We start from the raw sequence: 22,205 nt of genomic DNA, 5'->3' as shown, positions 1-22,205 counted from the left end.
TTCGATTTCTGCACCGACAGGAGCAGTCCATGCCTTCCGTCCTGATTACCGGAGCCTCCAAGGGCATCGGCCGGGCCACCGCCGCCGAGTTCGCCGCCCGCGACTACCGCGTCATCGCCACCGCCCGCGATCCCCGTACGCTCGAAGACCTCGATGTGGCGCGGCGGCTGCGCCTCGACGTCACCGACCAGGCGAGCGTCGACGAGGCGGTCGCGGCCGCCGGCGAGGTCGACGTACTGGTGTCCAATGCGGGCGTGATCTTCCTGGGCGCGGTCGAGGCCAGTCCGGTGGCCGAGATCGAGCGGTTGTTCGCACAGAACACCGCCGGCGCCATCCGGGTCGCGCAAGCGGTGCTGCCGCAGATGCGCGAGCGCCGGAGCGGACGGCTGCTGTTCGTCTCCAGCGTGGTGGGCCGCCTCGTCTTTTCCGGGAACGCCGCGTACGCGGCCAGCAAGTGGGCGCTGGAGGCGCTGGCCGAGTCGCTGGCCGTCGAGACCAGTCCGTTCGGGATCCACACCACCCTGCTGGAGCCGGGCTCGGTGAGTTCGGGTGCGCTCGACGCCCCGCTGGTCTACCGGCTGCCCGACGATCCCTACACGGCGCTGGCCACGGACAGCATGGACCGCAGCGGCGCCATCACCCCGGAGCAGGTCGCCCGAGCCATCGCGGACGCCGCGGAACTCGACGCGCCGCCGCTGCGCCTGCCGGTCGGCGACCCGGCCGCCATGATCCTCGCGGCCCGTAAGGCCGCGCCCGAGGACATCCCCTTCATTCCTGGTTCCTGAGCGCACCGGCTCGACGGCACGTCGCCATGGTCACCGGCGGAGCGGCACACCGCGCCGGGGATGGGAAGGTCGTACGGGAAAGCGGACAACGGCTCAGAGACGCATCCGAGAGCAGTCGATATCGCTCTGAGCGCGCCGGTTCACTGGGCGAGCACAGTCAGCGAAGCCGAGCGCGGCCGGGCCGCTCAGGACGTTCGGAGGACTGGCGTGGCATGGCGTTCGCCCCATTGCCGTAGGGAGCGGAGGACCGGTGAGAGGTCCTTGCCGGCGGCGGTGAGCACATACTCGTCGCGGGGCGGGCGCTCTGAATACCGACGGCGCTCGATGAGCCCGGCGTCTTCGAGCTTGCGCAGACGCAGCACGAGGGTCTCTCGCGGGGCGCCGGTGTTGGTCTGGATGTCGTTGAACCGGTGGACGCCAAAGCCCAGCTCTCGGAGCACGAGCAGCGTCCAGCGCTCACCCACGACATCAAGTGCGTCGGCGATGGAGCACACCCGGGGCGCTCCCAGATTCGTTGGTTCGCTTTTTCGACTCACCCTGCTACGGTAACGCAGGAAATGAGTCCATAAATCGAACCCTCCGAAGTAGGCCGTCAGACCCGCCCGCGCGCGGCGGCCTCGCGCACTGTCTTGTGCGGTTACGACCGTCTCACCATGGTCGCGGACGAACTAGTCAATGGCCCTGCCGGGTGGAGGCGCTCCGCGCGAGCGAGGTCGCGCGTCGCTGGGACTGTCAGCGCGTCGCTTGTGGGATGAGCCCTGCGAGTGGCAAGCCGCAGCCCGCCACTCGCAGGGCTCGTCCGACGTGGTGGCCGGTCCCTGACTCCGACTCCGGCTGGACTCCGAGACGGCCCGGAGTCCAGCGTCAGGCCTGCACGCTCTTCGCGGCCTGGCCGATCAGATCCACGACAGACTCAGGGTGGGCCAGCATCACCAGGTGCGAGGAGTCGACCTCGACGGTGGTCATGTGCGCGCGCTCGTAGCCGAAGCGCTCGACGGCGGGGTTGATGGTGTGGTCCGAGGAGGCCACCAAGCCCCAGGAGGGCTTGGTCTTCCATGCTGCGACCGGTGCCGTCTCGGCGAAGGCGAGCGCGGCCAGTGGGCGCTGCGTGACGGCGAGCACGGCCGCCAGGCCCGGGTCGACGTCCGCGGCGAAGACCGACGGGAACGCGTCGGGACGTACCGACACGTCCGTGCCCGGCTCGCTGGAGCCCGGCACGGGGAAGGGCGCGTACTCCAGCGCCGCAGCGAGGTCTGAATCCGGGAAGCGGCCTTGGAGTTCGCCGAGGCTCTCCCCTTCCTCCAGGGCATAACCCGCCAGGTAAACGAGGGCCTTTACGTTCTCCTCCGCGCCGGCGACGGTGATGACGGCGCCACCGTACGAGTGCCCGACCAGGATGACCGGACCGGCAATGCGGCGGACCACGGAGGCGACATACTCGGCGTCGCCGATCAGGCTCCTGTTGGGAACGGCGGGAGCTACCACGCCGTAGCCCTCGGCGAGGAGAGCGGGGATGACCTTCGCGAAGCTGGAAGCATCGGCGAACGCGCCATGGACCAGGACGACCGTGGGCCGGGAGGCATCGGACATTGGGGTGTGTTCCTTTTCATGGGGAGTCCGTTCGACGGGCTGCCGAACGGGACGCGGGAATGGGAAGGTCACGGCGCGCCGAGCGCGTCGCGCACCGTCCCGGCGAGCTGAGGGCTGTCCGTAATTCTTGGTGGATCAGCAATTCTTGGTGGATCGGCACGCGGCGTCAGATGTGGTGCGTCGCAGGGCGGAGGGGCGTCCTCGTACTGAGCGTACGGAGGCGTTCCAACAATGCGGCGAGGTGCCGCGCGCCGGCCGAAGATCGTGACGGACGCGCTGCGATTATTGTGATGTTGATCGGCGAATCCGGAGATGTCTTGCCACTGGTTTCCCGACCCGGCGCGGTCGGCGCCAGGGAGGAGCCGACACCGCCGGTACAGCCGGTGACATTCTCAAGGACATGTGCGGCATCACAGATGACCTGTGACAACGCGATGATGTTCTGCACTGAAACGAAGTCGTGGTGCGACTGCCGGCGACAGCAGCACCGAATAGAGCTTTCCGAGCACAGATTCATCCTTTCTTGTCCTGAGGAATTCACCGGAACACTGGAGGAGTCGGTATTCCAGCGGCTAACGTTACACACCTCATTGTTCCGTCGGCGTACATGACTTTGTCCGTCCGTGCACGTTCTCGGAGGCCGCCGTTACCGGCAGGATGAAACAGAAGATGCGTTGTCAAGCCCTGTGATGGCGGTGCACCTGGGGCGTCCTGCGCGGTGCGGCGGAAATTCGCGCCGGATGGTCCAGACTCAAGGGTCCTGGCGGCGGTATATCCGCCGGTGCGGACAAGGTGAGTTCGCCTCGCTGAGGCTCGTAAGCTCGCCGGACCTGGGCGACGCTTGCCCGGCCCGTCGCAGGGACGAGAGGCGTCAGCGGCGACCCACGCTCAGAGGGCCTCCGTGGAGGTCCCCGCCGCTCGGCGCAGCGCCACCAGGAACTCCCTGTTGGTGACGCCTTTGCGTATGTACTCCGAGACGCCGACGCGCTTCATCCCCTCGACCGAACTCGTGTCGTCGTACGCGGAGAACGCCACAATGCGACTGTCCGGCGAGCATCGTGCGATCTCTCTGGCGACAGTGGGGCCGCCGCCGGGGAAGCGGACGTCCAGGACCACGAGGTCCGGTTCATGGCGGCGAGCGAGTCGAATCGCCTGCTCGGCGTGGAACGCCGTGCCCACGACCTCCAGATCGGGCTGCGCCTCCACGACCTCGCGCAAGGCGTCCAGCAGCATCACGTTGTCGTCGCACAGGAGCACGCTCAGTGACGTGCCGGCGGAGTCGCCGGGTGTCACCGTGATCGCCGCGGCTCATCCGTCGGGGCAGGGGCCGGCCCCGAACTCGGCACCCAGAACTCGACAGTCGTCCCGGTTCCAGGTTCGCCGCGCATGGACCACCACCCTCCCGCCGTCTCGGCTCTCTCCCGCATCTCGATGATCCCGAAATGAGCGTGTGCGGCGTCCCGGGACATCGGCTCGCCGCTGCCGTTGTCGATGACCCTGGTCAGGATGCCTCCGTCTGACGACTCGACACGGAGCGCAATGGTGCTCGCGTGCGCGTGCTTGTGCACGTTCATCAATGCCTCTTGGACGATACGGAAGACGGTGATGGCTGTCTCGGGCGTGGGCTCACGGTCGAGCCGGTGTTCGAACGAAGAGGTCATCCCCCATGAATCCGACACATCGCTCACGTGGTTGGAGAGCGCTTCGACCAAGCCGTGCCGGTCGATTCCAGGCGGATGCAGACGGAATGTCAGGTTACGGAGGCGGCTGATCGCTCCGCGCACCGACGCGTCGAGGCGCTCCAGTTCCGCGGAGGTCGACTCCGGCACCCGCTCCGCCAGCAACTGCAGCCGCATTCCCACCGCGACCATCGCCTGGATGGTGTCGTCGTGGACGTCCCACGCGATGCGGCGCCGCTCCGTCTCCTGGGCCCGGACCAGGTGGTCGAACAACCGACGCCGTTCACTGAGCGCGTGCTCTGCGGCCCGCCGTTCGGTCATGTCGCGGGTGACCTTGCCGAAACCACGCAGCTCGCCCTGGTCGTCCCACAAGGCGGTGATGACGACATTCGCCCAGAACCGCGAGCCGTCGTTGCGGATACGCCAGCCCTCGTCCTCCAGCCTGCCTTCGACCACGGCGGTCTCCAGCTCCCACTGCGGCTTTCCCGACGCCTTGTCCTCGGCCGGGTAGAACACCGAGAAGTGGTGTCCCACGATCTCTGCCGCGCTGTATCCCTTGATCCGCTCCGCGCCCGCGTTCCAACTGATCACATAGCCCTGCGGATCGAGCATGAAGATGCCGTAGTCCAGCACCCCCTGTACCAGCAGGGTGAAAGCCGCCTCCGACAGCGGAGCCGCCTGCTTGCGTGCCAACTCCCGCGGTTGTGGCTTGTGCGTCACTGGAGGAGCCCTTCGCGTCGCGCGATGGTCACGGCCTCCAACTGGGAACGCGCACCCAGCTTCTCCAGCACGCGCTGGACATGGTTGCGTCCCGTGTTGAGAGCGACCCCCAGCCGACCGCTGATCTCCGCCGTGGTGAAGCCCTCTCCCAGCAGATCGAGAGTCTCCCGCTCCCGTGGAGTGAGCTTGGCGCCGGGCGCCGACACCCTGCCGGTCAGCCGCTCCAGTACGTCACCCAGCAGAGCGTGGCTGAATACCACCTCGCCCGCCGCCACGCGACGCACCGCGTCCTCCAGCTCACTCAGCGGGCTGGCCTTGAGGATCATGCCGGCTCCGCCCGCCTCCGCCACGCGTGCCGCCACCGACGCGCCGCCCTCGCCGGTCACGACGAGTACGCGCACATCCGGCACGAGGCTCTCCAGACCGGGGATGAGAGAGACACCGTCGCCGTCCGGCAGCCGCCGGTCCAGCAGTACGACATCCGGCTTGTACCGCCCGGCGTCGACCAGCGCCGAGGCCAGCGACGCGCAACGTCCCACGACTTCCAGACCAGGTGAGCGTTCCAGGGCAAGAGACATCGCCTCGGCCACCATGTCGTGGTCCTCGACCAACAGGATCCGGACCGGCCGGCTGGACGAGGGCGATGAAAGCATGGGTGCATCCTTGCTGGTGGCGGGCCGCACGATCATGACAGACGGAGCCCGGGCCACGGGCCACGGCTGCCGCCGGCCCTCATTCGCCGCGAGCCAGTGTCGTGTCTGCCTTCGTGTGTCTCTCGGTCAGGATGTCACCGGCCCCGATCAGGGACAGCAGCCGCGCCAGTTGCGTGCCGATACCCTCCACTACAAGATCGACACCAGCCAGCAGGACGGAGATCCGCGCGCCCAGCAGGGCATTGACACCAGCGCAGTCACAGAAATAGACGTCGGTCAGATCAAGGCACAGGCTCTTCGGCCGCTCCGCCAGACAGGCGGCGACCGCCTCCCGGACGTATGAGGCGGTGTCGTGATCGAGTTCGCCGGCGACAGTCACTCGCGCGTTGCCCGCTTGAGTGACGGCGTGTGACGACTCGAATGTGCGAGAAGCAGTCACGGCGTGGCGCACCTCCCGCAGACCGCATGCCACGTTCGGCAGCGCTGCTTCATCCCGCGAGCCCGTCCCGCGCTGGATATCCCGCTGTCAGCTGTCGCATTCCTACCTCTGCTTAGTGCGTGGGCACCAGTAGGGAACTAGTGAATCCGCACTAGGCGCGGAAGTCAACGCGCACAAGGCCATGCTCTGACGGCAGCCCCAGGGAGGAGCGAATTTCAGCCCCAGCCGGTGATCACGTGCAAGCACAGCGTGCACCCGGTCTCGGCCGCACCGATTTCCACCAGTTCGCACCGTTGGCACATCATCCACAGGTCCCGGCCCCGAGGACCGACGCGGCATGAGGCCGGCCCTGTGTCCGTCAGACGCCCTTCGTGACGCTCACGACCATCTTGCCGTCGGCTCCGCCGGTCTCCATCAGACGATGCGCTTCCCGTATCGCCTCGAAAGGGAACACACGTGAGGGTTTCGCCTTCAGGCGGCCCGCTGCCACCTGCTCCGCGATCGCCTGGAGAGGGACGTCGGACAGCGGAAAGCCGGGCTTGCCGAACACGAAGCTGCCGAAGAAGGTCAGACAGACGCCGCTCGCCATGTCCAGCAGCGGGTTGAAGTCGGTGATCGGGTCAAGACCGCCGAGCCACCCCGCCAGACAGGCGCGACCGCCTCGGCGCAGCATGGCGAGGGAATCAAGGATGGTGCTGTTTCCCACAAGATCGAGTACCGCGTCGATCTGACCGGCTTCCTTGATCCGTTCAGCGAGGTCCGAGCCTTCCAGTTCGGTTCGTTCCACGCCCAGCCCCTCCAGCGAGGCGAATCGCTCACGGTTGCGGGAGGTGCCGATCACTCGTACGCCGGCGTTGACCGCGAGCCCGATCGCGGCCCGGCCGAAGGCCGAGGTAGCGCCTCGGACGACCAGTGTCCGCCCCGGCGTGATCTCCAGATTACGGAACAGGCACGTCCAGGCGGTCGCGAAGGTTTCCGGGATGGCGGCCAGTTCGGGCCAGGGCAGGTCGGACTCGATGATGGCCACATTCGACACCGGCGACCTGGTGTATTCGGCGTAGCTGCCGTTGACGGTGCGTCCGAGGCCACCCATCAGCGCCGCGACCTTCGCGCCGACCGGAAATTCACCACCAGGGCAGGATTTCACCAGGCCGACGCACTCGATACCGCTGACCCTGGCGGCCTCGGCCCACTCGCCTCTGCGCATATGCAGCTCGGCGTGGTTGAGGCCGAACGCCTTTATCTCGATGACGACATGACCGTCCAGAGGCTCGGGCTCGGGCAGTTCCGTGTAGACCAGACTGTCCGGCCCGCCGAATTCGTCGATGACGATGGCACGCATAATTGTCTCCGCGAGGTGAGTCAGACAAGGGGCTGGCCACCGTCGATGGCCAGTGAGACGCCCGTCATGAAGGTGTTCGTCATCGCGAAGACGACCGCCTGGGCTATGTCTTCTGGTGTGCCGATGCGGCGCGAGGGATTGACTTTCGACAGGCTCGCGAACAGCTCCGCCTTCTTCTGCTCGCCCAGGCTGTCCCAGGCACCGGTGTCGACGGTGCCCGGTGAGATCGCGTTGACCCGGATCGGCGCGAGTTCGACAGCGAGCGAGCGGATGACGGTGTTGACCGAGCCGTTCGTCGCGGCGACCCCGAGGAATCCGGGGTCGGGCTCAAGAGCGGCGACTCCCGAGAACAGCACGAAGGACCCGTCCTCGGGCATCTTCGGCGCGAAATGCTTGGCAAGCATGATCGGCCCGACGACCTTGGTGTGAAAGGAGAGGATGATCGCCTCAGGGCTCAGTTCGCTGAGTTTTCCCCGCGCCCTGGCGGAAGCGACGGAGACCACGTGGTCGACTCTGCCAAGGTCCTCGGCCAGTGCCGTGATGGAGTCCTCGTCGATCAGATCGACGCTTTTGACGATCACGTCGGTGCCTTGGTAGTCCTTTTCGAGGATGGAAAAATGTCGGCCTGCCGCGATCACACGGGCGCCGGCCGCGAGCGCGGCGTCGGAAACCGCTCGGGCGAGTCCACTGCCGCGTCCCACTACGAGCACCCTCTTGTTCCGCAGGGACGCTTCCATGACGGTCTCCTTTTTCTCTTTGTCTTTCTCTTTGTCCAGAGGCAGAAATGCTCTGCCCGTCGCTAAGGACTGTCCCGTAATCCCTGGTGGATCAGGAACGAATTCTTTTCACGCCGACAGCGGGATCTTCCGCATTCCGGCTGGCGTGCGGCCAGGGCCTGGCTACGTGCACCGAAGCCCGCTCGGCCACAGGCGCACCGGCTGCGGATGAGGGATCAGCGGGTACTGGCCTCGGCGGCATCCAGGCCGCGATCGACACCGTGGGCGATGACGTGCTGGCCCGGTTCCGGCTCCAGGCGCTTCCCGTCGAGGTAGACCTCAACCAGGTCCGGCTCGAAGGACACCATGTCGTTGATGCGGCGGACCTCGGTGTAGGCGTCGCGATAGGACCATGCCGCGCGGCGCACGCCGCCGATGTCGTAGTAGTCGCAGAGGCCCTTGTACGGGCAGAACGTCTGCCCTTCCACGGGCTGCGGACGGCTTTCGTCGATGTCCGAACGGGGAACGTACCAGCGCGGCGCGAATCCGGACTCGTACAGCACGATCGGATGCTCGGAGCGGGCCACCGACTCGCCTTCGGAACGGACCTCCAGCACCCGGGACGTGTCGCGGATGTCGATGCGGTGGTATGCGTCGGCGGCGTGGCCCAGGATCCGCTCGTCCTCCTCGTAGAAGGCATCCATCGCCCGCCAGGCGAAAGCGATCCTGCCGGTCAGCTCGCCTGCGTACTCCGGCAGGCCACTGAACTCCCAGGCCGCTCGCTCAGCGGTGCGGTCACCGGCCTGCACGGCGTACCAGGAAGTCTCGCCGAGCTCCTTGTGCCGGGTCATCCGGTCGCTCGCTGTCAGCGCGTCCGCCTTCACGTCGGCACGCGGGAAATACGCCACCGGGTAGCGCCCGGGCTCGTGCAGCAGAACCACGTCCTCGCTGTCGGCGATCCACACGCCGTTGAAGAGCACGCGCATCCGCCTGCGCAACCGCTCGGCGAACAACAGCCGCTCGGGCAACGGATCAGGTGTCAGAAACCGTCCGATCCGACTGGAGGACAGCGGGCCTTGCTGCCATGACAGTCCCATGACCGCTCCTTCCATCGGCGGGTCCGAGGCTGTCCGTTGTCAGGATGCACCCGATGGGCTGCCTGCGCGACCCGGCATGAGCTAATGTATAAGTCGACGCTACAACCGTTAGCTTTCAGAGACAAGGCCACCTCCACCAGCCGAACCATCGGTGAATGGCCGCGCAGGTGGCTCACTGGACGCGACACCGCCTAATGGATAACATCCAATTATGAGCATTAACATCACTGTCGAGGAGCTGCAGGCGGCGGGCTTCCCCATGGGAGGAGAGCCATTGGTCGCCCTGGACCTGGCGGACACGGTGATGACCGTCAAGGACCCGCCGATCGATCTCATCGGCGACCCCGCCGCCGGTGCGGCCTGGTGGAACATCCAGGCGCGTCGCCTGCCGCCCGGCCCAACTCCCGATCCTGCCGCGGCCCGGCGACTGCGCACCGCCATTCGGGATGTGCTCGATGCTCAAGTGCGAGGGCGCACGGCGAGCGCGGCCTCGGTGGAGGACATCAACGCGACGGCGTCGTCGGTCCCGCGCAGCCCGCGCCTGGTCACCACCGAGCAGGGTGTGCGCCAAGAGACCCGATGGCATGTCGAGCACGGCGGGAACGCCGCACTGGCGGCCATCGCCGGCGAGGTGATCGGACTCTTGGCCAGCCCCGAGCGACTGGGGCTGGTGCGGATCTGCGACAACCCGGACTGCTCGATGCTGTTCCTCGCCGAGAACAAGCGCCGTAAGTGGTGCGTGGGCAATATCTGCGGGAACCGTGCCCGAGTCGCCCGCCACTACGGACGCACCCACTCCCAGGACACCTGATCTCGCAAGCCGCCGACCGGCTCAGAGACGCACGGCAGACCGGAAACAGTCACGACATCCGCGAGGAGCAACGATGAGCACCACGGGGTTTCACGAAGGCGAACTGGCGGTCCAGCAGCGGGCCGGAGTCCAGACCGACGCCGCGCGCCTGGAAGGAATGCTCAGACCTGCCCGTCTGAGCGGTGGCGTCGCGACGTTCCTGTCCCAGCGCGATCTGGCCTTCATCACCGGCCGGGACCACACGGGCCGGTTGTGGACCTCACCGCTACTGGGCGCGCCGGGCTTCCTCGACGGCCGCAACAACACGCTGAAGGTCCACATCGCACCGGTGGAGGGTGACCCGCTTTTCGATCTTCCTGCCGGTCAGGAAGTGGGCCTGCTGGCCATCGACTTCGCCCTCCGGCGCCGTGTCCGAGTCAACGGTACGTTGGTACGGTCCGAACGGGACAGCCTGTTGATCGAGGCGGATCAGGCATTCGGCAACTGTCCCTCCTACATCCAGCGCCGCGCGATCCTCGTGGCGGAGAGGAGCGCGGAGGCGGTCGGTGAATGTGCGGCTGCCGCCGGAACAGGCAGGGCGCTCACCGCCGACCAGACGCGTGTGATCACCGAGGCCGACACCTTCCTCCTGGGAACCACGCACCCCACTCGTGGCGCCGACACCTCCCACAAAGGTGGATCTCCCGGCTTCGTCCGGATCGACGGGGACACCCTCTGGTGGCCCGACTACGCCGGCAACAACATGTTCAACAGCATGGGCAACATCGCTGTCGACCCCGCCGCGTCCCTGCTCTTCGTCGACTTCACCAGCGGTAGAGCCGTGTATCTGTCCGGTACGGCGGAACTGCGGTGGACCACCGTCGGCTCCTCTGGCGATGACGGTGGTACGGGCCGTCAGATCCGCTTCCACCCAGAGCGGTCTCTCACCACCGCGCTCGCTCTCCGCGCGGACCACGAAATCGGCCGCTCGCCGGACAATCCGGCACTGAGACGCTGACCGCATCCCTTGGAAACGAGTAGGAGGCCGCGGCCTTACCCCGTTCCTGTCGCTTTTCCTGTCGACCTTTGCCGCGCATCGTCGAAGCGCTACCGCTGCCGTGCCACAAGCCACAGCAGATACAGACCGCCGATCGCGCCGGTCACCAGGCCCACCGGTATCTGGAACGGGGCGAGCAGGTGCTGCGCCAGCACGTCGGCGGCGGAGAGAACCGCCGCACCCGTCAGCATCGCCGACACGATCGGGACACCGGGAACCCGGACAACGCGGCGCGCCAGTTGAGGGGCCGCGAGGGCGAGGAATCCGATGGGGCCCGCAACAGCGATGGCCCATCCGGCCAGAACCACACCGAGCAGGAGGCTCACAGCGCGGACCCGCGCGATGTTGATCCCGAGAGCACTCGCGGTGTCGTCGCCCATCTCGATCTGTGTGAGCGGTCGTGTCAGGGGCACGGCGAGGGCCGCCAGGACCGGCAGGGCAAGGGCCAGCGGGACGACATACGGCCAGGTGATGGCGTTGAGGCTGCCGTAGGTCCATGCCTTGGCCTCCTCCGCCGACTCGATGTCGGCGCGGGTGATGAGGAAGTCGTTGACGGAGGCCAGCATGGCGCCGACCGCGATGCCGGTGAGCAGCAGTCGGTTGCCTGCGACACCGCGGGAGGCCGTGAGGAGATAGACGGCGGTCGCGGTCACAAGCCCGCCGAGCACCGAGCCCGCGCCGATGCCGAGGGTCGCGGACTCGCCGCCGGTGAGGATGACCACGAGGGCGCCGCTGGTGGAACCGGTGGTGAAGCCAATGACGTCCGGACTGCCGAGCGGGTTGCGGGACAGACTCTGGAAGAGCGACCCGGACAACCCCAGCGCCGCGCCCACCAGCAACGCGGCGCATACACGCGGAAGCCGCTGTTCAAGGATGATGAAGCGGTCGGTAGCGGCTCCGTGGCCCAGCAGAACATCGATCACCTGTGATGTCCGGATGGTGTATGGCCCGGTGAAAAGCCCGAGTCCGACCGCCGCACCACAGAGCAGCACGAGGAGAGCGGACACGAGCGCCGCCCTGGGCGCGTAGCGCAAGGAGATCCCACCGGGCAGACGCAGCACCGCGTGCGAACGGGCTGGTACGGCACGGACGTCGGCGAGCGCGCGGCTCTGCCCCGGACTCATGCGTGCACCGCCCTGCGGCGGGCGACGAGCCACAACAGCACCGGGGCTCCGATGAAGGCGATGACGATACCGGCCTCGATCTCCCCCGGTGGCGCGACCACTCGGCCCACGATGTCGCCGACGAGCAGGAGAGCCGCGCCGCCCGGTAGCGCGAAGACCAGCAGCCACCTCAGGTCAGGGCCGAGCATCAGGCGCAGGATGTGCGGTACGACAAGGCCGACGAAGCCGATGGGGCCCGCGGCCGCGGTGGCGGCGCCGCACAGCAGCATGATGGCGAGAAAGCCCGCGGCACGCACCCGGGTGACGCGCAGTCCGAGCGCGGCTCCTGTCTCGTCGCCCAGCGCCAGGGCGTTGAAGGCGGGCCCGAGTGCCAGAGCGATCAGCGTTCCGACCGCGATGAAGGGCGCGATGGCGACCAGGGCCGTCGTACCGCGGTTCTCCAGCGATCCCACCACCCAGAAGCGGTAGGAGTCGAATGCCCGCGTATCGAACATGGTCACGGTGCCGGTGCAGGCGCCGAGTGAGGCCGACAGCGCGGTGCCCGCCAGGACGAGCCGAGTGTGCTGGCCGGCGGCGCCGCTCCGTGACGTCAGTGCGTGGACGAGCAATGCCGCCAGGACGGCTCCCACGAACGAGAAGTAGAGGTAGCCGGAGATCTGAGTGACATGGAAGACGGAAATCGAGACGACCACGGCGAAGGAGGCACCAGCGTTCACGCCCACAAGTCCGGGCTCCGCGAGGGGATTACGAGTGATGGCCTGCATCACCACTCCGGCCACCGCCAGGGCCGAGCCGACCAGGACGGCTAGAACCGTCCGGGGCAGGCGTAGTTGCCACACGATCACCGCGGCGGGGCTTCCGTCGTGGTGCACCAGCACGCGCCACACCTCGGAGAGAGGAACGCTGCGCGCACCCACGCCGAGACTCACAAAAGCCAGAAACGCCGCTCCAGCGCAAGCGATCGCGAGTCCGGCCAACCGGGCCCTGTAGCGGCCGCGTTCGCCTCTGACCTGCGTAGACGGCGCAGTCGCACGATGGAGGCGGGCATCATCCGGAATGTGATCCACCGCATGATGGACCCTCCTGTTTTTCAACACTTAGGTGAGCCTAAGCTAATAAACGTGAACCGAATCAGTGATCTGCCTCTCAACCGCCTTCTCGGTGGATTCGCCCTGGTGGGCGCTCTGCTGCTCACCGGCTGCTCGGGCGACGCGACAACCGCCAAGAACGCCGGCGCCTCGACCGCTGCCGCCGCGGCCAAGGCCACACACACGGCGCCCCGAACTCTCCCCGCCGGTATGGGCAGCGGCAAGCAGGACAGCGTTTTCCCGCGCACGGTCGGGCACTTCGAGGGCAAGACGACACTCAAGGCCGAGCCGAAGAAGGTCGTGGTCATCTCCACCGGCCAGGCAGACAGCCTGCTCACCCTCGGTACCGTTCCGGCCGGTTCGACCCGGGGTGACGGCGCCGACCTCGTCCCGCGATACCTCAAGGACGGCTTCCCTCAGGACGCGGCCCAACTGGCACAGGTCAAGGACGTGGGTACCCGGTTCGAACCGAGTCTGGAAGCCATCGCGAACGTCAAGCCCGATCTGATCCTGATGAACATCGCGGGCAAGAACGCCAAGGCACTGTACGGCTCACTGTCCGCCCTCGCTCCTACCGTCGCCACCCGGGGAACCGGGCTGTACTGGAAGCAGGACTTCCTGCTCGTGGCCGACAGCCTCGGCAAGACCCAGCAGGCACAGAAGATCCTGGACACCTTCCAGAGCGACGCGGCCCAACTGGGCCAGTCTCTCGACAAGCCCGTTTCCGTGTCCTTCCTCCGGCTCAACGGCGACCGTCTACGTGTGTTCGGCGTCCCCTCCTTCACCGGCACCATCGCAGAGGACGCGGGTCTCGGACGGCCGCAGACACAGCGATTCAACGACACCTCACAGGACATCAGCAACGAACAGCTCGACCGGGCGGACGCCGACTGGCTCTTCTACGGAGTCCAGGGCGGAGCGAGCAGGACATCAGCCTTGACCAAGGCACCCCTGTGGCCGAGCCTGACCGCCGTCGCGAACAAGACGGCCGTGGCGGTGGACGATGACGTCTTCTACCTCAATACCGGCCCCACCGCTGCCCGCCAGGTCCTCAAGACACTCCAGGACCGCCTGCGGCCGTGACCGGGCGGCCACAACCATGAACGCACCGACACCCTCACGCACGCGCAGCCGATTACTGGAGTGAGGCCCGTGAATCTCGGCGCCACGTCCCTGGTCCCGGTCAACGCCACCCTGGGGGTGCTGCTGGTGGTGCTCCTGCTCGGAGCGGCGTCCGTCGCCTCCTGCTTCCACCTCGGTCCCGGCTCCGGCACAAAGCGCTCCCGCGAGATCCTCTTCGCGGGAGTTCGCGCCACGGTGCAACTCGGCCTGGTGTCAGTGGTCATCGTGTGGGCCGTCGCACACGTGGCGGCCCTGCTTGGCTTCCTCCTGCTGATGTATCTGGTCGCCGTCCGCACCGCGGGCCGGCGCATCACTGCCAACACCACATGGTGGGTGACCGCCGCTCCGATCGCCGCCGGTGTCCTTCCCGCCGTCCTGCCACTCCTCCTGACCGGCCTTGTCCCGCTCAAAGGCATCACACTCGTCCCCATCACCGGCATCCTCATCGGCGGCGCGCTCACCGCGACCGTACTCGCCGGACGCAGAGCACTCGACGAACTGACACAGCGCCACGGCGAGGTGGAGGCCGCGATGGCCCTCGGCCTGGAGGACCGCGACGCCCGGCTGGAGATCGCCCGACCCGCCGCGTCCGACGCCCTGGTGCCCGGCCTGGACCAGACCCGTACCGTCGGACTGGTCACCCTCCCCGGAGCGTTCGTCGGCATGCTCCTGGGCGGCGCCGGCCCTCTGATGGCGGGCGCCGTCCAACTGTTCGTCCTGGTCGCGCTGATGGCCGTACAGGCCATCGCGGTCGCGACGACTCTCGAACTCATCGCCCGCCACCGTCTTCACCGTGACATCCCGGCGCCGACGCGGACTCAGCGCGGGAAAGCGCACTGAACGCGTGCCTGAGCCCTGGCCCGTGGTCCGCAAGGCGCGGACGTCCGCGACCTGAGCATGGTCTCCGCCGCGAGTGCGGATCCGCGTGTTCATCGGGTCAGGTGGCGTCGTGGAAAACGAGACCGAGGGTGTGGCGACGGCCCGAGCGCACGGCGGACACGCCGTGGCGTACGGGAGCGGCGGACCATCCTCGCTTGGACATCACCGGCCGGTCGCGGGTGGTGAAGATGAGCCCGTGTCCCTGAGGAACAAGGGTGGCCGTCGCCCGGGACTGTGCGCGAGGGCGCTGCTCGACCAGCAGGAATTCGCCGCCGGTGTGGTCCTCACCGGGCGCGTTCAGGTTGATGACGACCTGGAGCGGAAAGACCTTGTCGCCGAAGACATCACGGTGCAGGGCGTTCCAGCCGCCCGTCTCGTAGCGCAGCAGGATCGGTGAGGGCCGTTCCTGGCCGGCCCGGTGGCAGATCTCCAGCCACTCTTCCAGCGAGTCGGGCCATTCGGCGTCGCGGCCGAGCTTGGCGTACCAGTCCCGGGCGATGGGCAGCAGCCGGGGATACAGCTCCTCGCGCAGCCGCCGCACCGCTTCGGGGAAGGGCCGGTCGAAGTAGCGGTACTCCCCGTCGCCGAAGCGGTGGCGCCGCATGTCGATCGTGGCCCGGAACAGATCGGCCCGGTCGTACAGCTCGGCGAGATCCGCGCATTCGGCGGGGGTGAGCAGCCGCGGCAGCAGCGCGCATCCGTAGTCGTTGATCTCGTCCGTGACCGCGGGCCAGTCGGCCCCGCCGATCCGCCGGGCGAAGGTGTCCTTCGCGTTCGTCGTGGTGGTCATGCTGCTGCCTCCAGGGAGAGAAGGATGTTCTTGGCGTCCTTGCCACCGACGTACTGCCCGGCGGTGCCGTCGGAGCGCACCACCCGATGGCAGGGCACGACCAGGGGCAAGGGATTGGTGGCGCAGGCGGTACCGACGGCACGGACTGCTCGGGGGCTGCCGGAGGCACGAGCGACCTGCGCGTAGCTCTGTGTGCTTCCATAGCCGATCTGAGGAAGGTGGCTGAGGACCTCGCGCCGGAAGCCCTTGCTCAGGCGCCAGTCCAGCGGAAGGTCGAACCGTGTGCGGCGGCCGGCGAAGTACGCGTCGATCTGCCGGGTGGCTTCGTCGAGTCGTGCGGGTGCCAGCAGGATGCGCGGGCTGACGGTGTCGGACAGTTGCTGGAGCACTGCCGCGTGGTCCTGGACCGCGTAGGCGATCTTGATCAGGCCCTGCTCGGTGGCTGCCAGGAGGAGGGAGCCGACCGGTGTGTCCACGGTGCGGTAGGCGATGTCGAGGATGCCCTGCTGCTGCGCGTTCGAGGCCAGCGCCGCCTGCAGGCGCGCCATGGCGTCGTCGTCGTATCGGGGCAGCGCCGCGAAAATGCGCTCGTTCTCAAAATCTGGCGCGTTCGTCACCTTCGGGTCGCTCCCATCCGGTCGGTGTCTGTCAGATATCTGCTGCGCAGGGTCTTGATTCCGTCGGCCGCTGCCCGGCGTGCGGCGTCCGTGCTGCCACCGGTCAGGATGGCGATCTCCTTGTAGGGCAGCCCGGCAATGTAGTGGTAGGCGACCGACTGCCGCTGCCGGTCGGGGAGTTCTTTGAGCGCCTGCCACAGGTCACCGTCCCAGTCCTGCGGCCGGCCGGTGCGGCTCGGGTGCTCGGGCAGTTCCTCGACGGGGAGGGGACGGCGGGCATTGGTCCGGGTGACGTCGATCGCCTTGCGGTGGGCGACGGTCACCAGCCATGCCTCCATGTTGATGTCGTCCGGCAGGTCCGGATAGGCCGTCATCGCCGAGAGGAACGTCTCCGACCATGCGTCGTCCGCGTCGTCCGGCCCGAGGACGGCCCGGACGACACGGAGCACCATGGGTCCGTAGTCGGTCACGATCTGTTGGAAGGGTGGCTTCGTCACATCTGGTAAACGACCCAGCGACACCGAACGTGAGACCGGCACCTCAGAAAAGCCGGTCGGCCTTGCCTCCGGCCGGCTCCTCCAGATCCAGCAGTTGCCGCTTGCGGTCGAGCCCGCCGGCGTAGCCCACCAGCTTCCCGTCGGCACCGATCACCCGGTGGCAGGGAATGAGGACACAGAGCGGATTGCGGCCGTTGGCGGCGCCCACGGCCTGAGCGAGCGACGGATCCCCCAACTGACGGGCCAGATCGCCGTAGGAACGTGTCTGGCCGTAGGGAATCTGCCGGAGCAGATCCCATACCCGCTGCTGGAACTCGTCTCCGGCCGGGGCCAGTGGCAGGTCGAAGTCGTGCCGCTCACCGGTGAAATACTGGCCGAGCTGCCGTCGGGTCTCCTCGAAGCGCTCATCGCTTCGTGTGCCCAGCGCTTCCGCTGCGGGGCGCCCGCGGTGACGCTCGAAGTACAGGCCCGTCAGTGCGTCGTTCTCGGCGACCACGGTGAGACCGCCAAGAGGCGAGTCAATGATCGTATGGGTCCTCATGGCAGTGATTCCTTTCCTGGATCCCCGATCCGAGTCGATCGGTGCTCACAGGCCGTAGACGCGTGGGCTGCGCAAAACGTGAGATCGAGCGAGAACGGATGCGCGGCGGCGTCAACGCCGATTCCGTGAGGCAGCGCCGCCGCCCCTTACGCGGCTGAGCGTGGGCTTCTCACCGCCAGGGCACGGCGCGGTGGCCGGCACGCATGGCGCCTTCGGAGCGAACCTCACGACGCTCGGGCTGGACATCAACTCCGCGCTCGGGACCATGCCGCCGGCCGAAGTGGCCGAAGCCGCCCGAGTAGCGTGCACCAAACGAAGACCCCCACCAGATCTCGCTGGTGGGGGCCTTCGGTGCGTTCAGTGTCGCCGTTCGGCTACGCCTGTGGCGGCGGGATTCGTACCCGCGTCGTGTGATCACGATAGCGCGGGGCGCCTACGCGCGGGAGCAGATCCGGCGGGCGTGTCGACGAAACTACGCTCGAACATGCGTCCGATCTGTCATCCCGTCTCGAAGCCGTCGAGCAGGGCGCCCGGCCGTGCCGCCACGCGGACGATCACCACGACGACCGCGAGCCCGTCAGGGCGTACACGATCACGGTGACGACGCCAGCGGCGTTCACCGCGTCACCTGGGGCCGAAGTGGTCGCCGCCGCGATCGTCGACGGTATCCACCGTTGTACGGACGCTCCGCCGCCGCGACACAGAAACACCGTCGTGCCTGGTCAAGGCCCGGTGAGCCCTCGCCGCACCTGAACCGGAGCGACAGTCACGGCGCCCCACTGGTTTCCCCAGATGCAGACGGTCCGGCTTCGGAGGAAAGTTAATGGTCAGGGGCACATTGAGCCACCTGCCGGAGTGCGGTCCAGGCCCCGCCTGACATGTGCTCGGGAGCGGCTTTCTCAGAAGACTCGGCAACCACTACGAGGTGTAGCCATGCTGATCATCGGGCTTCTACTGATGGCGGCGACCGCCGCTTTCACAGCACTGCTCATCGCCTTCAACCTGTCCGGAGGACCCGACTATGCGGTGACGCTGTTCGGCAGCACGCCATTCACGATCAATGCGCTGGGCGCCTTCCTGAGCGGGATCGCGCTGATGCTGATTTTCGGTCTCGGACTGTGGTTCATGCTGGGCGGGGCGGCCCTGATCGTTCGCCGTAGCAAGAAGCGCCGCGCGGCGCGCCACGCGGTGAGCGAGCGCGATGAGCTCAGGGGCCAGCTCCACAACGCTCGTTCGGAGCCGCCCGCGGCGGACTCCTCGGGCAGCGGTGCCGCTCCGCATTCCGCGCCGACCTCGCGCCGCCCACACCGCTTTCATCTCCTACGGCACGGACACTGACTAAGTAGGTACCAGGTGTATTGATCACGAGCGGTCTGGCCCCGGCTGAGGCCCTGGCTTCCGCCCTCACCCGTGCAGGCCTCGCCGACGCCGATGCGCCCGCCGCCTTCCGGGCCGTCATGGCCTTTGTGATGGGCCTCGCTCAGGCCGAACGCGCCGGCCCCATCGCGCCGGAGGCCGCCGCGGCCCAGCGCATCGGCGCGCGCTCCGTGCCACGACCCCGTACACCATCGGCTGCGACTCCCCCAGCGCGCCGGCCACGACCCGCGTGACGGCCGGACAACTGCTGCGCGCGCCGTCCCGCGGGCAGACCATGAAGTGCGTCACAACGCCGTGAGCGGACCATGTCCTCCGTCCGGCTCCGACCCGGGCAACGGCCCATCACCGTCGGTCGGTTCAGGTATGCCCCGTCGACGGACCGGGCAGTGCGCCGCCGCAGGCCGCCTCAGTGCGGCTCAGCCACCCTTCCCTGTCGCTGTGGGCCTCTGGTAGAGCTGAGGGAATTTCGTCAGCACATCGGAAGTTTTGTCATGGACCAGGACCACAGCACCGGCCTCATCCCCTTCACGATCGACCTGACCTTCGAGGAAGCCCGGCGTCGGGCCGAGGTCGTGGCGGCGCTCGGTCCCGACTGGGATCCGATGGCGGCGCTGCAGGCCGAGGACGAGGCATACGCGCTCCTCTACTCGGGTCTGGACGCCGAGCAGCAGCGCACCTATGACCTGCTGGTGGCGGCCGGAGTGCTGCCAGGAGAGGAGCCGGGCCGTGCGGCTGCCCATTGATCCGCGGGCGGATCTCGCCCGCCGCGCCTGGGTGGCCTGCCCCGTCTGCGACGACGCGCGCCACTGCGCGGCGTGCGCGGACCGCCGCAACTGCGCTGAGCACTGGCGCTATCTGATCTCCAACGACGGACCGGTCATCCACGTTCAGTGCCCGCGATGCGCGCACCTGTGGTCACTGAACACCCGGCCCGGCGTCACCTGCCGCGACGGCTCCGGCTCCTGTCCCTGACCGGCGGCCCGCTGTGAACTTGGCCGTCACCCGCCGTCGTACCACCGCACAACGCGGGCCCTCAGGAGTCCGGCATGCGCGATCAGCGAAGGGCCTTGGTGACCGCTTCGGTGGCGTAGTCCCAGAGACGGTCCGCCGCCCGCGGGTCGAGCGCGTGGGCGGCGACTCCGCCGGCCTGCTCCTGCGGTCCCTCGACGGGCCGCACTTCCTGGTTGTCCTCGAAGTAGCGTCCGGTCACACCGTTCAGCAGCGGTGACGCGGCCAGCAGCACGGACGTCGCGGCGCCCTGGGCAGGCTCCTTGTAGTACGGCTGCGGGATGATGTTGCCCTCGTCGTCGATGGCGCCCATGGCCCGCATGGTGTCGTCGTCGATGTGGCGCTGGAGATTCGTGCTGATCCAACCCGGGTTGAGCGCGTTGGCCGTGATCCCGTCCGAGGCCCACCGCCTGGCCCCCACACCGAACAGCACGTCCGCGGTCTTGGACTGGCCGTAAGCCGCCCACCGGTCGTACGGACGTCGCTCGAACTGCGGGTCCTCGAAGTCGAATGCGGCGGTCAGGTGCGCGCCGGAGCTGACGATCACGATGCGGGCCGAGTTCGCCGAGCGCAGATTGCCGTGCAGTGCGGTGGCGAGGGCGAAGTGGCCGAGGTAATTGGTCGCGAGCTGCAGCTCCCAGCCCTGGGCGGTGACCAGGCGCTCCGGGACGGCCATGATCCCGGCATTGGCGACGAGGATGTCGAGAGGACCCTGCCAGGCGCGCGCGAAGGCGTCGACCGACGAGAGGTCCGCCAGGTCGAGTGCTGCCACCCGCACGGATCCGGCCCCGGGCGCGGCCGTAAGGTCACGGACGACCTCCTCGGCAGAGGCCGGGTTGCGTGTGGCGACAGTCACCTCGGCTCCGGCGGCGGCCAGGGCCCGGACGGTCTCGACGCCGATTCCGGAGGCGCCGCCGGTAACGATCGCGCGGCGCCCGGTGAGGTCCACACCGTCGATGACTTCGGTGGTCGTGGCGTGCGAGTGGAACGGTGTGGTCAGGAGGTCCTGGTCGTACATGTGAAGCCTCTTTCAAAGGGAACTGTTGGCGCTTCTCCTTGACGCTACAGACATAGCGGTGGACGATCTATGGCAGAGAGTCCGACAAACTTGCTCGATCGTCCAGAAGGAGCGCGTCGATGGATCCGTTGGAGGATGTGCTGGCGCTGCTGGACACAAGAAGCCATCTCTCCTCAAGCCTGATGGCGGGAGGCCAGTGGGCCATTCGCTTCGACGCGCCGTCCGGAGTGAAGTTCAACGCTGTCCGGCGAGGCTTCTGCTACCTCGAAGTCGAAGGGATAGGCGAACCGATCGCTCTGGAAGCCGGAGACTGCTACCTGCTCACACAGCCGCGGCGGTTCACTCTCCGCAGCGACCCCGAGGCCGTAGCCGTTGACGCCGAGCACATCTACGCGGCGACCGAAAACGGCATCGCGAGGGCGGGCGACGGCGACGACAGCGTCCTGCTCGTGGGCGGCCGTTTCTCCTTCGGCGACCGGGCACGGACGCTGCTGCTGGAGAGCCTTCCGCCAGTCATTCACGTACCTGCGGGAACACCGCAGGCCGAGACCCTGCAATGGGCGCTCGCCCAGATCGACCAGGAGCTGCGGCGCAAGCCGATGGCCTCGACACTGGTGGCCGAGCACCTGGCCGTCGTGATGCTCATCCACATCCTGCGCCTGCACCTCGCCCGTGAGTCGAACGCGGCATCGGGCTGGCTGGCCGGCCTCGCGGATCCGGTGGTGGCCGCGGCCCTGACCTCCATGCACCACCGGCCGGAGCATCCCTGGACCGTGGCCGAGCTGGCGCGGGCCGGTGCGGTATCCCGGTCCACCCTCGCCGCACGCTTCAAGGACACGGTCGGCCGTGGGCCGCTCGACTACCTCGCGCGGTGGCGCGTCGAACTCGCCTCCCGTCAGCTACGGCAAGGCACCGGCACGATCTCCGCCATCGCCCGCGCCGTCGGCTACAGCTCCGAAAGCGCGCTCAGCACCGCCTTCAAGCGAGTCACCGGCACCTCTCCCAGGGACTACCGCAACGCCTGCCAGACATCTTGAGCCCTCCGCACGGCCTGAACGTGCCCGCACGCGGTCGTAGCAGGTCCGGGTAGCCGTACGTCACCTCTCTCCGACCTCCAGGGCCGCACCGGACGCTTCGTGGAAACCTGCCGCGAGAGAGTTCCGCAGTTCCTTTCGACGGGAGTGTCATGAATCAGGTGTGATCTTCCCCGAAGGAGTCACCTGTTGAGTACGACGACGGATCACCGGATCGAGACCTCGGGCAGCGTGTCGCTTGC

Annotated in this window: 25 protein-coding genes; 9 read left to right on the top strand and 16 right to left on the bottom strand. The window is 67.8% G+C overall.

Going from position 1 to position 22,205, the window contains the following annotated elements; translation table 11 throughout:
* Window positions 1-29: 29 nt before the first annotated feature.
* Window positions 30-785 carry an SDR family oxidoreductase gene (locus PV679_RS04950; protein ID WP_319678777.1) on the top strand — a complete coding sequence of 252 codons (756 nt, stop codon included), beginning with the start codon at window positions 30-32 and terminating at the stop codon, window positions 783-785.
* 185 nt (window positions 786-970) lie between these two features.
* Here PV679_RS04950 and PV679_RS04945 read toward each other — a convergent pair whose 3' ends face one another.
* The 9 genes from PV679_RS04945 to PV679_RS04905 all read right to left on the bottom strand — a co-directional run bounded on the left by PV679_RS04945 (window position 971) and on the right by PV679_RS04905 (window position 9,021).
* Entirely contained in the window at window positions 971-1,321 is a 351-nt protein-coding gene (locus tag PV679_RS04945; RefSeq protein WP_319678776.1) for a helix-turn-helix domain-containing protein, read from the bottom strand.
* Between the two features lie 328 nt (window positions 1,322-1,649).
* Window positions 1,650-2,375 (bottom strand): alpha/beta hydrolase, encoded by a 726-nt coding sequence (locus PV679_RS04940; RefSeq protein WP_319678775.1) that lies wholly within the window; start codon window positions 2,373-2,375, stop codon window positions 1,650-1,652.
* An 888-nt stretch (window positions 2,376-3,263) separates the two neighbouring features.
* A complete protein-coding gene (locus tag PV679_RS04935; RefSeq protein WP_319678774.1) occupies window positions 3,264-3,668 on the bottom strand; it encodes a response regulator transcription factor in 405 nt (134 codons plus the stop codon).
* Window positions 3,665-4,774, bottom strand: a complete 1,110-nt coding sequence (locus PV679_RS04930) for a PAS domain S-box protein (protein WP_319678773.1) — start codon at window positions 4,772-4,774, stop codon at window positions 3,665-3,667. Before PV679_RS04930 ends, PV679_RS04935 begins: the two co-directional genes overlap by 4 nt.
* The gene (locus tag PV679_RS04925) at window positions 4,771-5,427 is read right to left on the bottom strand and encodes a response regulator transcription factor (RefSeq protein ID WP_319678772.1); all 657 of its coding nucleotides are present in this window, start codon (window positions 5,425-5,427) and stop codon (window positions 4,771-4,773) included. Before PV679_RS04925 ends, PV679_RS04930 begins: the two co-directional genes overlap by 4 nt.
* A gap of 79 nt (window positions 5,428-5,506) precedes the next feature.
* A complete protein-coding gene (locus PV679_RS04920; RefSeq protein WP_319678771.1) occupies window positions 5,507-5,866 on the bottom strand; it encodes an STAS domain-containing protein in 360 nt (119 codons plus the stop codon).
* Between the two features lie 358 nt (window positions 5,867-6,224).
* Window positions 6,225-7,208, bottom strand: coding sequence for a zinc-binding dehydrogenase (locus tag PV679_RS04915; RefSeq protein WP_319678770.1), 984 nt, complete (start codon window positions 7,206-7,208; stop codon window positions 6,225-6,227).
* A gap of 20 nt (window positions 7,209-7,228) precedes the next feature.
* Window positions 7,229-7,945, bottom strand: coding sequence for an SDR family oxidoreductase (locus tag PV679_RS04910; RefSeq protein ID WP_319678769.1), 717 nt, complete (start codon window positions 7,943-7,945; stop codon window positions 7,229-7,231).
* A 215-nt stretch (window positions 7,946-8,160) separates the two neighbouring features.
* Window positions 8,161-9,021 (bottom strand): DUF427 domain-containing protein, encoded by an 861-nt coding sequence (locus tag PV679_RS04905; RefSeq protein ID WP_319678768.1) that lies wholly within the window; start codon window positions 9,019-9,021, stop codon window positions 8,161-8,163.
* A gap of 211 nt (window positions 9,022-9,232) precedes the next feature.
* Here PV679_RS04905 and PV679_RS04900 point away from each other — a divergent pair, with 211 nt between their 5' ends.
* Both PV679_RS04900 and PV679_RS04895 read left to right on the top strand, forming a co-directional pair.
* Window positions 9,233-9,832, top strand: coding sequence for a CGNR zinc finger domain-containing protein (locus tag PV679_RS04900; RefSeq protein ID WP_319678767.1), 600 nt, complete (start codon window positions 9,233-9,235; stop codon window positions 9,830-9,832).
* 73 nt (window positions 9,833-9,905) lie between these two features.
* Window positions 9,906-10,829, top strand: a complete 924-nt coding sequence (locus tag PV679_RS04895; RefSeq protein ID WP_319678766.1) for a pyridoxamine 5'-phosphate oxidase family protein — start codon at window positions 9,906-9,908, stop codon at window positions 10,827-10,829.
* Window positions 10,830-10,918: 89 nt separating this feature from the next.
* Here PV679_RS04895 and PV679_RS04890 read toward each other — a convergent pair whose 3' ends face one another.
* Together PV679_RS04890 and PV679_RS04885 are read right to left on the bottom strand one after the other, a co-directional pair.
* Window positions 10,919-11,992 (bottom strand): FecCD family ABC transporter permease, encoded by a 1,074-nt coding sequence (locus PV679_RS04890; RefSeq protein ID WP_319678765.1) that lies wholly within the window; start codon window positions 11,990-11,992, stop codon window positions 10,919-10,921.
* Window positions 11,989-13,059, bottom strand: coding sequence for an iron ABC transporter permease (locus tag PV679_RS04885; RefSeq protein ID WP_319678764.1), 1,071 nt, complete (start codon window positions 13,057-13,059; stop codon window positions 11,989-11,991). Before PV679_RS04885 ends, PV679_RS04890 begins: the two co-directional genes overlap by 4 nt.
* A 54-nt stretch (window positions 13,060-13,113) precedes the next feature.
* Here PV679_RS04885 and PV679_RS04880 point away from each other — a divergent pair, with 54 nt between their 5' ends.
* Window positions 13,114-14,163: an iron-siderophore ABC transporter substrate-binding protein gene (locus PV679_RS04880; protein ID WP_319678763.1), complete on the top strand. Its 1,050-nt coding sequence runs from the start codon at window positions 13,114-13,116 to the stop codon at window positions 14,161-14,163.
* 69 nt (window positions 14,164-14,232) lie between these two features.
* Complete coding sequence (locus PV679_RS04875; protein WP_319678762.1) at window positions 14,233-15,042, top strand: ABC transporter permease; 810 nt, start codon at window positions 14,233-14,235, stop codon at window positions 15,040-15,042.
* Between the two features lie 97 nt (window positions 15,043-15,139).
* Here PV679_RS04875 and PV679_RS04870 read toward each other — a convergent pair whose 3' ends face one another.
* From PV679_RS04870 to PV679_RS04855, 4 genes are read right to left on the bottom strand one after another with little or no spacing between them, the layout of a single operon-like run.
* A complete protein-coding gene (locus tag PV679_RS04870) occupies window positions 15,140-15,871 on the bottom strand; it encodes a 2OG-Fe(II) oxygenase (RefSeq protein ID WP_319678761.1) in 732 nt (243 codons plus the stop codon).
* Window positions 15,868-16,488 carry a methylated-DNA--[protein]-cysteine S-methyltransferase gene (locus PV679_RS04865; RefSeq protein ID WP_319678760.1) on the bottom strand — a complete coding sequence of 207 codons (621 nt, stop codon included), beginning with the start codon at window positions 16,486-16,488 and terminating at the stop codon, window positions 15,868-15,870. The genes PV679_RS04870 and PV679_RS04865 overlap by 4 nt, the downstream gene beginning before the upstream one ends.
* Complete coding sequence (locus PV679_RS04860; RefSeq protein WP_319678759.1) at window positions 16,485-16,985, bottom strand: sigma-70 family RNA polymerase sigma factor; 501 nt, start codon at window positions 16,983-16,985, stop codon at window positions 16,485-16,487. The genes PV679_RS04865 and PV679_RS04860 overlap by 4 nt, the downstream gene beginning before the upstream one ends.
* A 43-nt stretch (window positions 16,986-17,028) precedes the next feature.
* The gene (locus tag PV679_RS04855) at window positions 17,029-17,526 is read right to left on the bottom strand and encodes a methylated-DNA--[protein]-cysteine S-methyltransferase (RefSeq protein ID WP_319678758.1); all 498 of its coding nucleotides are present in this window, start codon (window positions 17,524-17,526) and stop codon (window positions 17,029-17,031) included.
* A 933-nt stretch (window positions 17,527-18,459) separates the two neighbouring features.
* Between PV679_RS04855 and PV679_RS04850 the strand changes: the two genes are divergently transcribed.
* From PV679_RS04850 to PV679_RS04840, 3 genes are all read left to right on the top strand, one after another.
* Window positions 18,460-18,864, top strand: a complete 405-nt coding sequence (locus PV679_RS04850; protein WP_319678757.1) for a hypothetical protein — start codon at window positions 18,460-18,462, stop codon at window positions 18,862-18,864.
* Window positions 18,865-19,394: 530 nt separating this feature from the next.
* Window positions 19,395-19,646, top strand: a complete 252-nt coding sequence (locus PV679_RS04845) for a DUF6400 family protein (RefSeq protein ID WP_319678756.1) — start codon at window positions 19,395-19,397, stop codon at window positions 19,644-19,646.
* Complete coding sequence (locus PV679_RS04840) at window positions 19,630-19,875, top strand: hypothetical protein (RefSeq protein WP_319678755.1); 246 nt, start codon at window positions 19,630-19,632, stop codon at window positions 19,873-19,875. Before PV679_RS04845 ends, PV679_RS04840 begins: the two co-directional genes overlap by 17 nt.
* A gap of 82 nt (window positions 19,876-19,957) precedes the next feature.
* Here the strand turns inward: PV679_RS04840 and PV679_RS04835 are convergent, their stop codons facing one another.
* Window positions 19,958-20,929, bottom strand: coding sequence for an SDR family NAD(P)-dependent oxidoreductase (locus tag PV679_RS04835; protein ID WP_319678754.1), 972 nt, complete (start codon window positions 20,927-20,929; stop codon window positions 19,958-19,960).
* A gap of 119 nt (window positions 20,930-21,048) precedes the next feature.
* On the opposite strand from PV679_RS04835, the gene PV679_RS04830 reads away from it, so the two are divergent.
* On the top strand, window positions 21,049-21,966 hold the full coding sequence (locus tag PV679_RS04830; protein ID WP_319678753.1) for an AraC family transcriptional regulator: 918 nt from the start codon (window positions 21,049-21,051) through the stop codon (window positions 21,964-21,966).
* The last annotated feature ends 239 nt before the right edge of the window (window positions 21,967-22,205 follow it).

It is taken from the genome of Streptomyces sp. AK02-01A, from assembly GCF_033795305.1.
Lineage (GTDB): Bacteria > Actinomycetota > Actinomycetes > Streptomycetales > Streptomycetaceae > Streptomyces.
This window is presented reverse-complemented; position numbering and strand designations above follow the sequence as displayed.

What these genes read in the sequence shown, in the direction of transcription:
- PV679_RS04950 (WP_319678777.1), top strand. Translation starts at nt 30, where the DNA reads ATGCCTTCCGTCCTGATTACCGGAGCCTCCAAGGGCATCGGCCGGGCC.
- PV679_RS04940 (WP_319678775.1), bottom strand. Translation starts at nt 2,375, where the DNA reads ATGTCCGATGCCTCCCGGCCCACGGTCGTCCTGGTCCATGGCGCGTTC.
- PV679_RS04925 (WP_319678772.1), bottom strand. Translation starts at nt 5,427, where the DNA reads ATGCTTTCATCGCCCTCGTCCAGCCGGCCGGTCCGGATCCTGTTGGTC.
- PV679_RS04915 (WP_319678770.1), bottom strand. Translation starts at nt 7,208, where the DNA reads ATGCGTGCCATCGTCATCGACGAATTCGGCGGGCCGGACAGTCTGGTC.
- PV679_RS04910 (WP_319678769.1), bottom strand. Translation starts at nt 7,945, where the DNA reads ATGGAAGCGTCCCTGCGGAACAAGAGGGTGCTCGTAGTGGGACGCGGC.
- PV679_RS04905 (WP_319678768.1), bottom strand. Translation starts at nt 9,021, where the DNA reads ATGGGACTGTCATGGCAGCAAGGCCCGCTGTCCTCCAGTCGGATCGGA.
- PV679_RS04900 (WP_319678767.1), top strand. Translation starts at nt 9,233, where the DNA reads ATGAGCATTAACATCACTGTCGAGGAGCTGCAGGCGGCGGGCTTCCCC.
- PV679_RS04895 (WP_319678766.1), top strand. Translation starts at nt 9,906, where the DNA reads ATGAGCACCACGGGGTTTCACGAAGGCGAACTGGCGGTCCAGCAGCGG.
- PV679_RS04890 (WP_319678765.1), bottom strand. Translation starts at nt 11,992, where the DNA reads ATGAGTCCGGGGCAGAGCCGCGCGCTCGCCGACGTCCGTGCCGTACCA.
- PV679_RS04870 (WP_319678761.1), bottom strand. Translation starts at nt 15,871, where the DNA reads ATGACCACCACGACGAACGCGAAGGACACCTTCGCCCGGCGGATCGGC.
- PV679_RS04855 (WP_319678758.1), bottom strand. Translation starts at nt 17,526, where the DNA reads ATGAGGACCCATACGATCATTGACTCGCCTCTTGGCGGTCTCACCGTG.
- PV679_RS04850 (WP_319678757.1), top strand. Translation starts at nt 18,460, where the DNA reads ATGCTGATCATCGGGCTTCTACTGATGGCGGCGACCGCCGCTTTCACA.
- PV679_RS04845 (WP_319678756.1), top strand. Translation starts at nt 19,395, where the DNA reads ATGGACCAGGACCACAGCACCGGCCTCATCCCCTTCACGATCGACCTG.
- PV679_RS04835 (WP_319678754.1), bottom strand. Translation starts at nt 20,929, where the DNA reads ATGTACGACCAGGACCTCCTGACCACACCGTTCCACTCGCACGCCACG.
- PV679_RS04830 (WP_319678753.1), top strand. Translation starts at nt 21,049, where the DNA reads ATGGATCCGTTGGAGGATGTGCTGGCGCTGCTGGACACAAGAAGCCAT.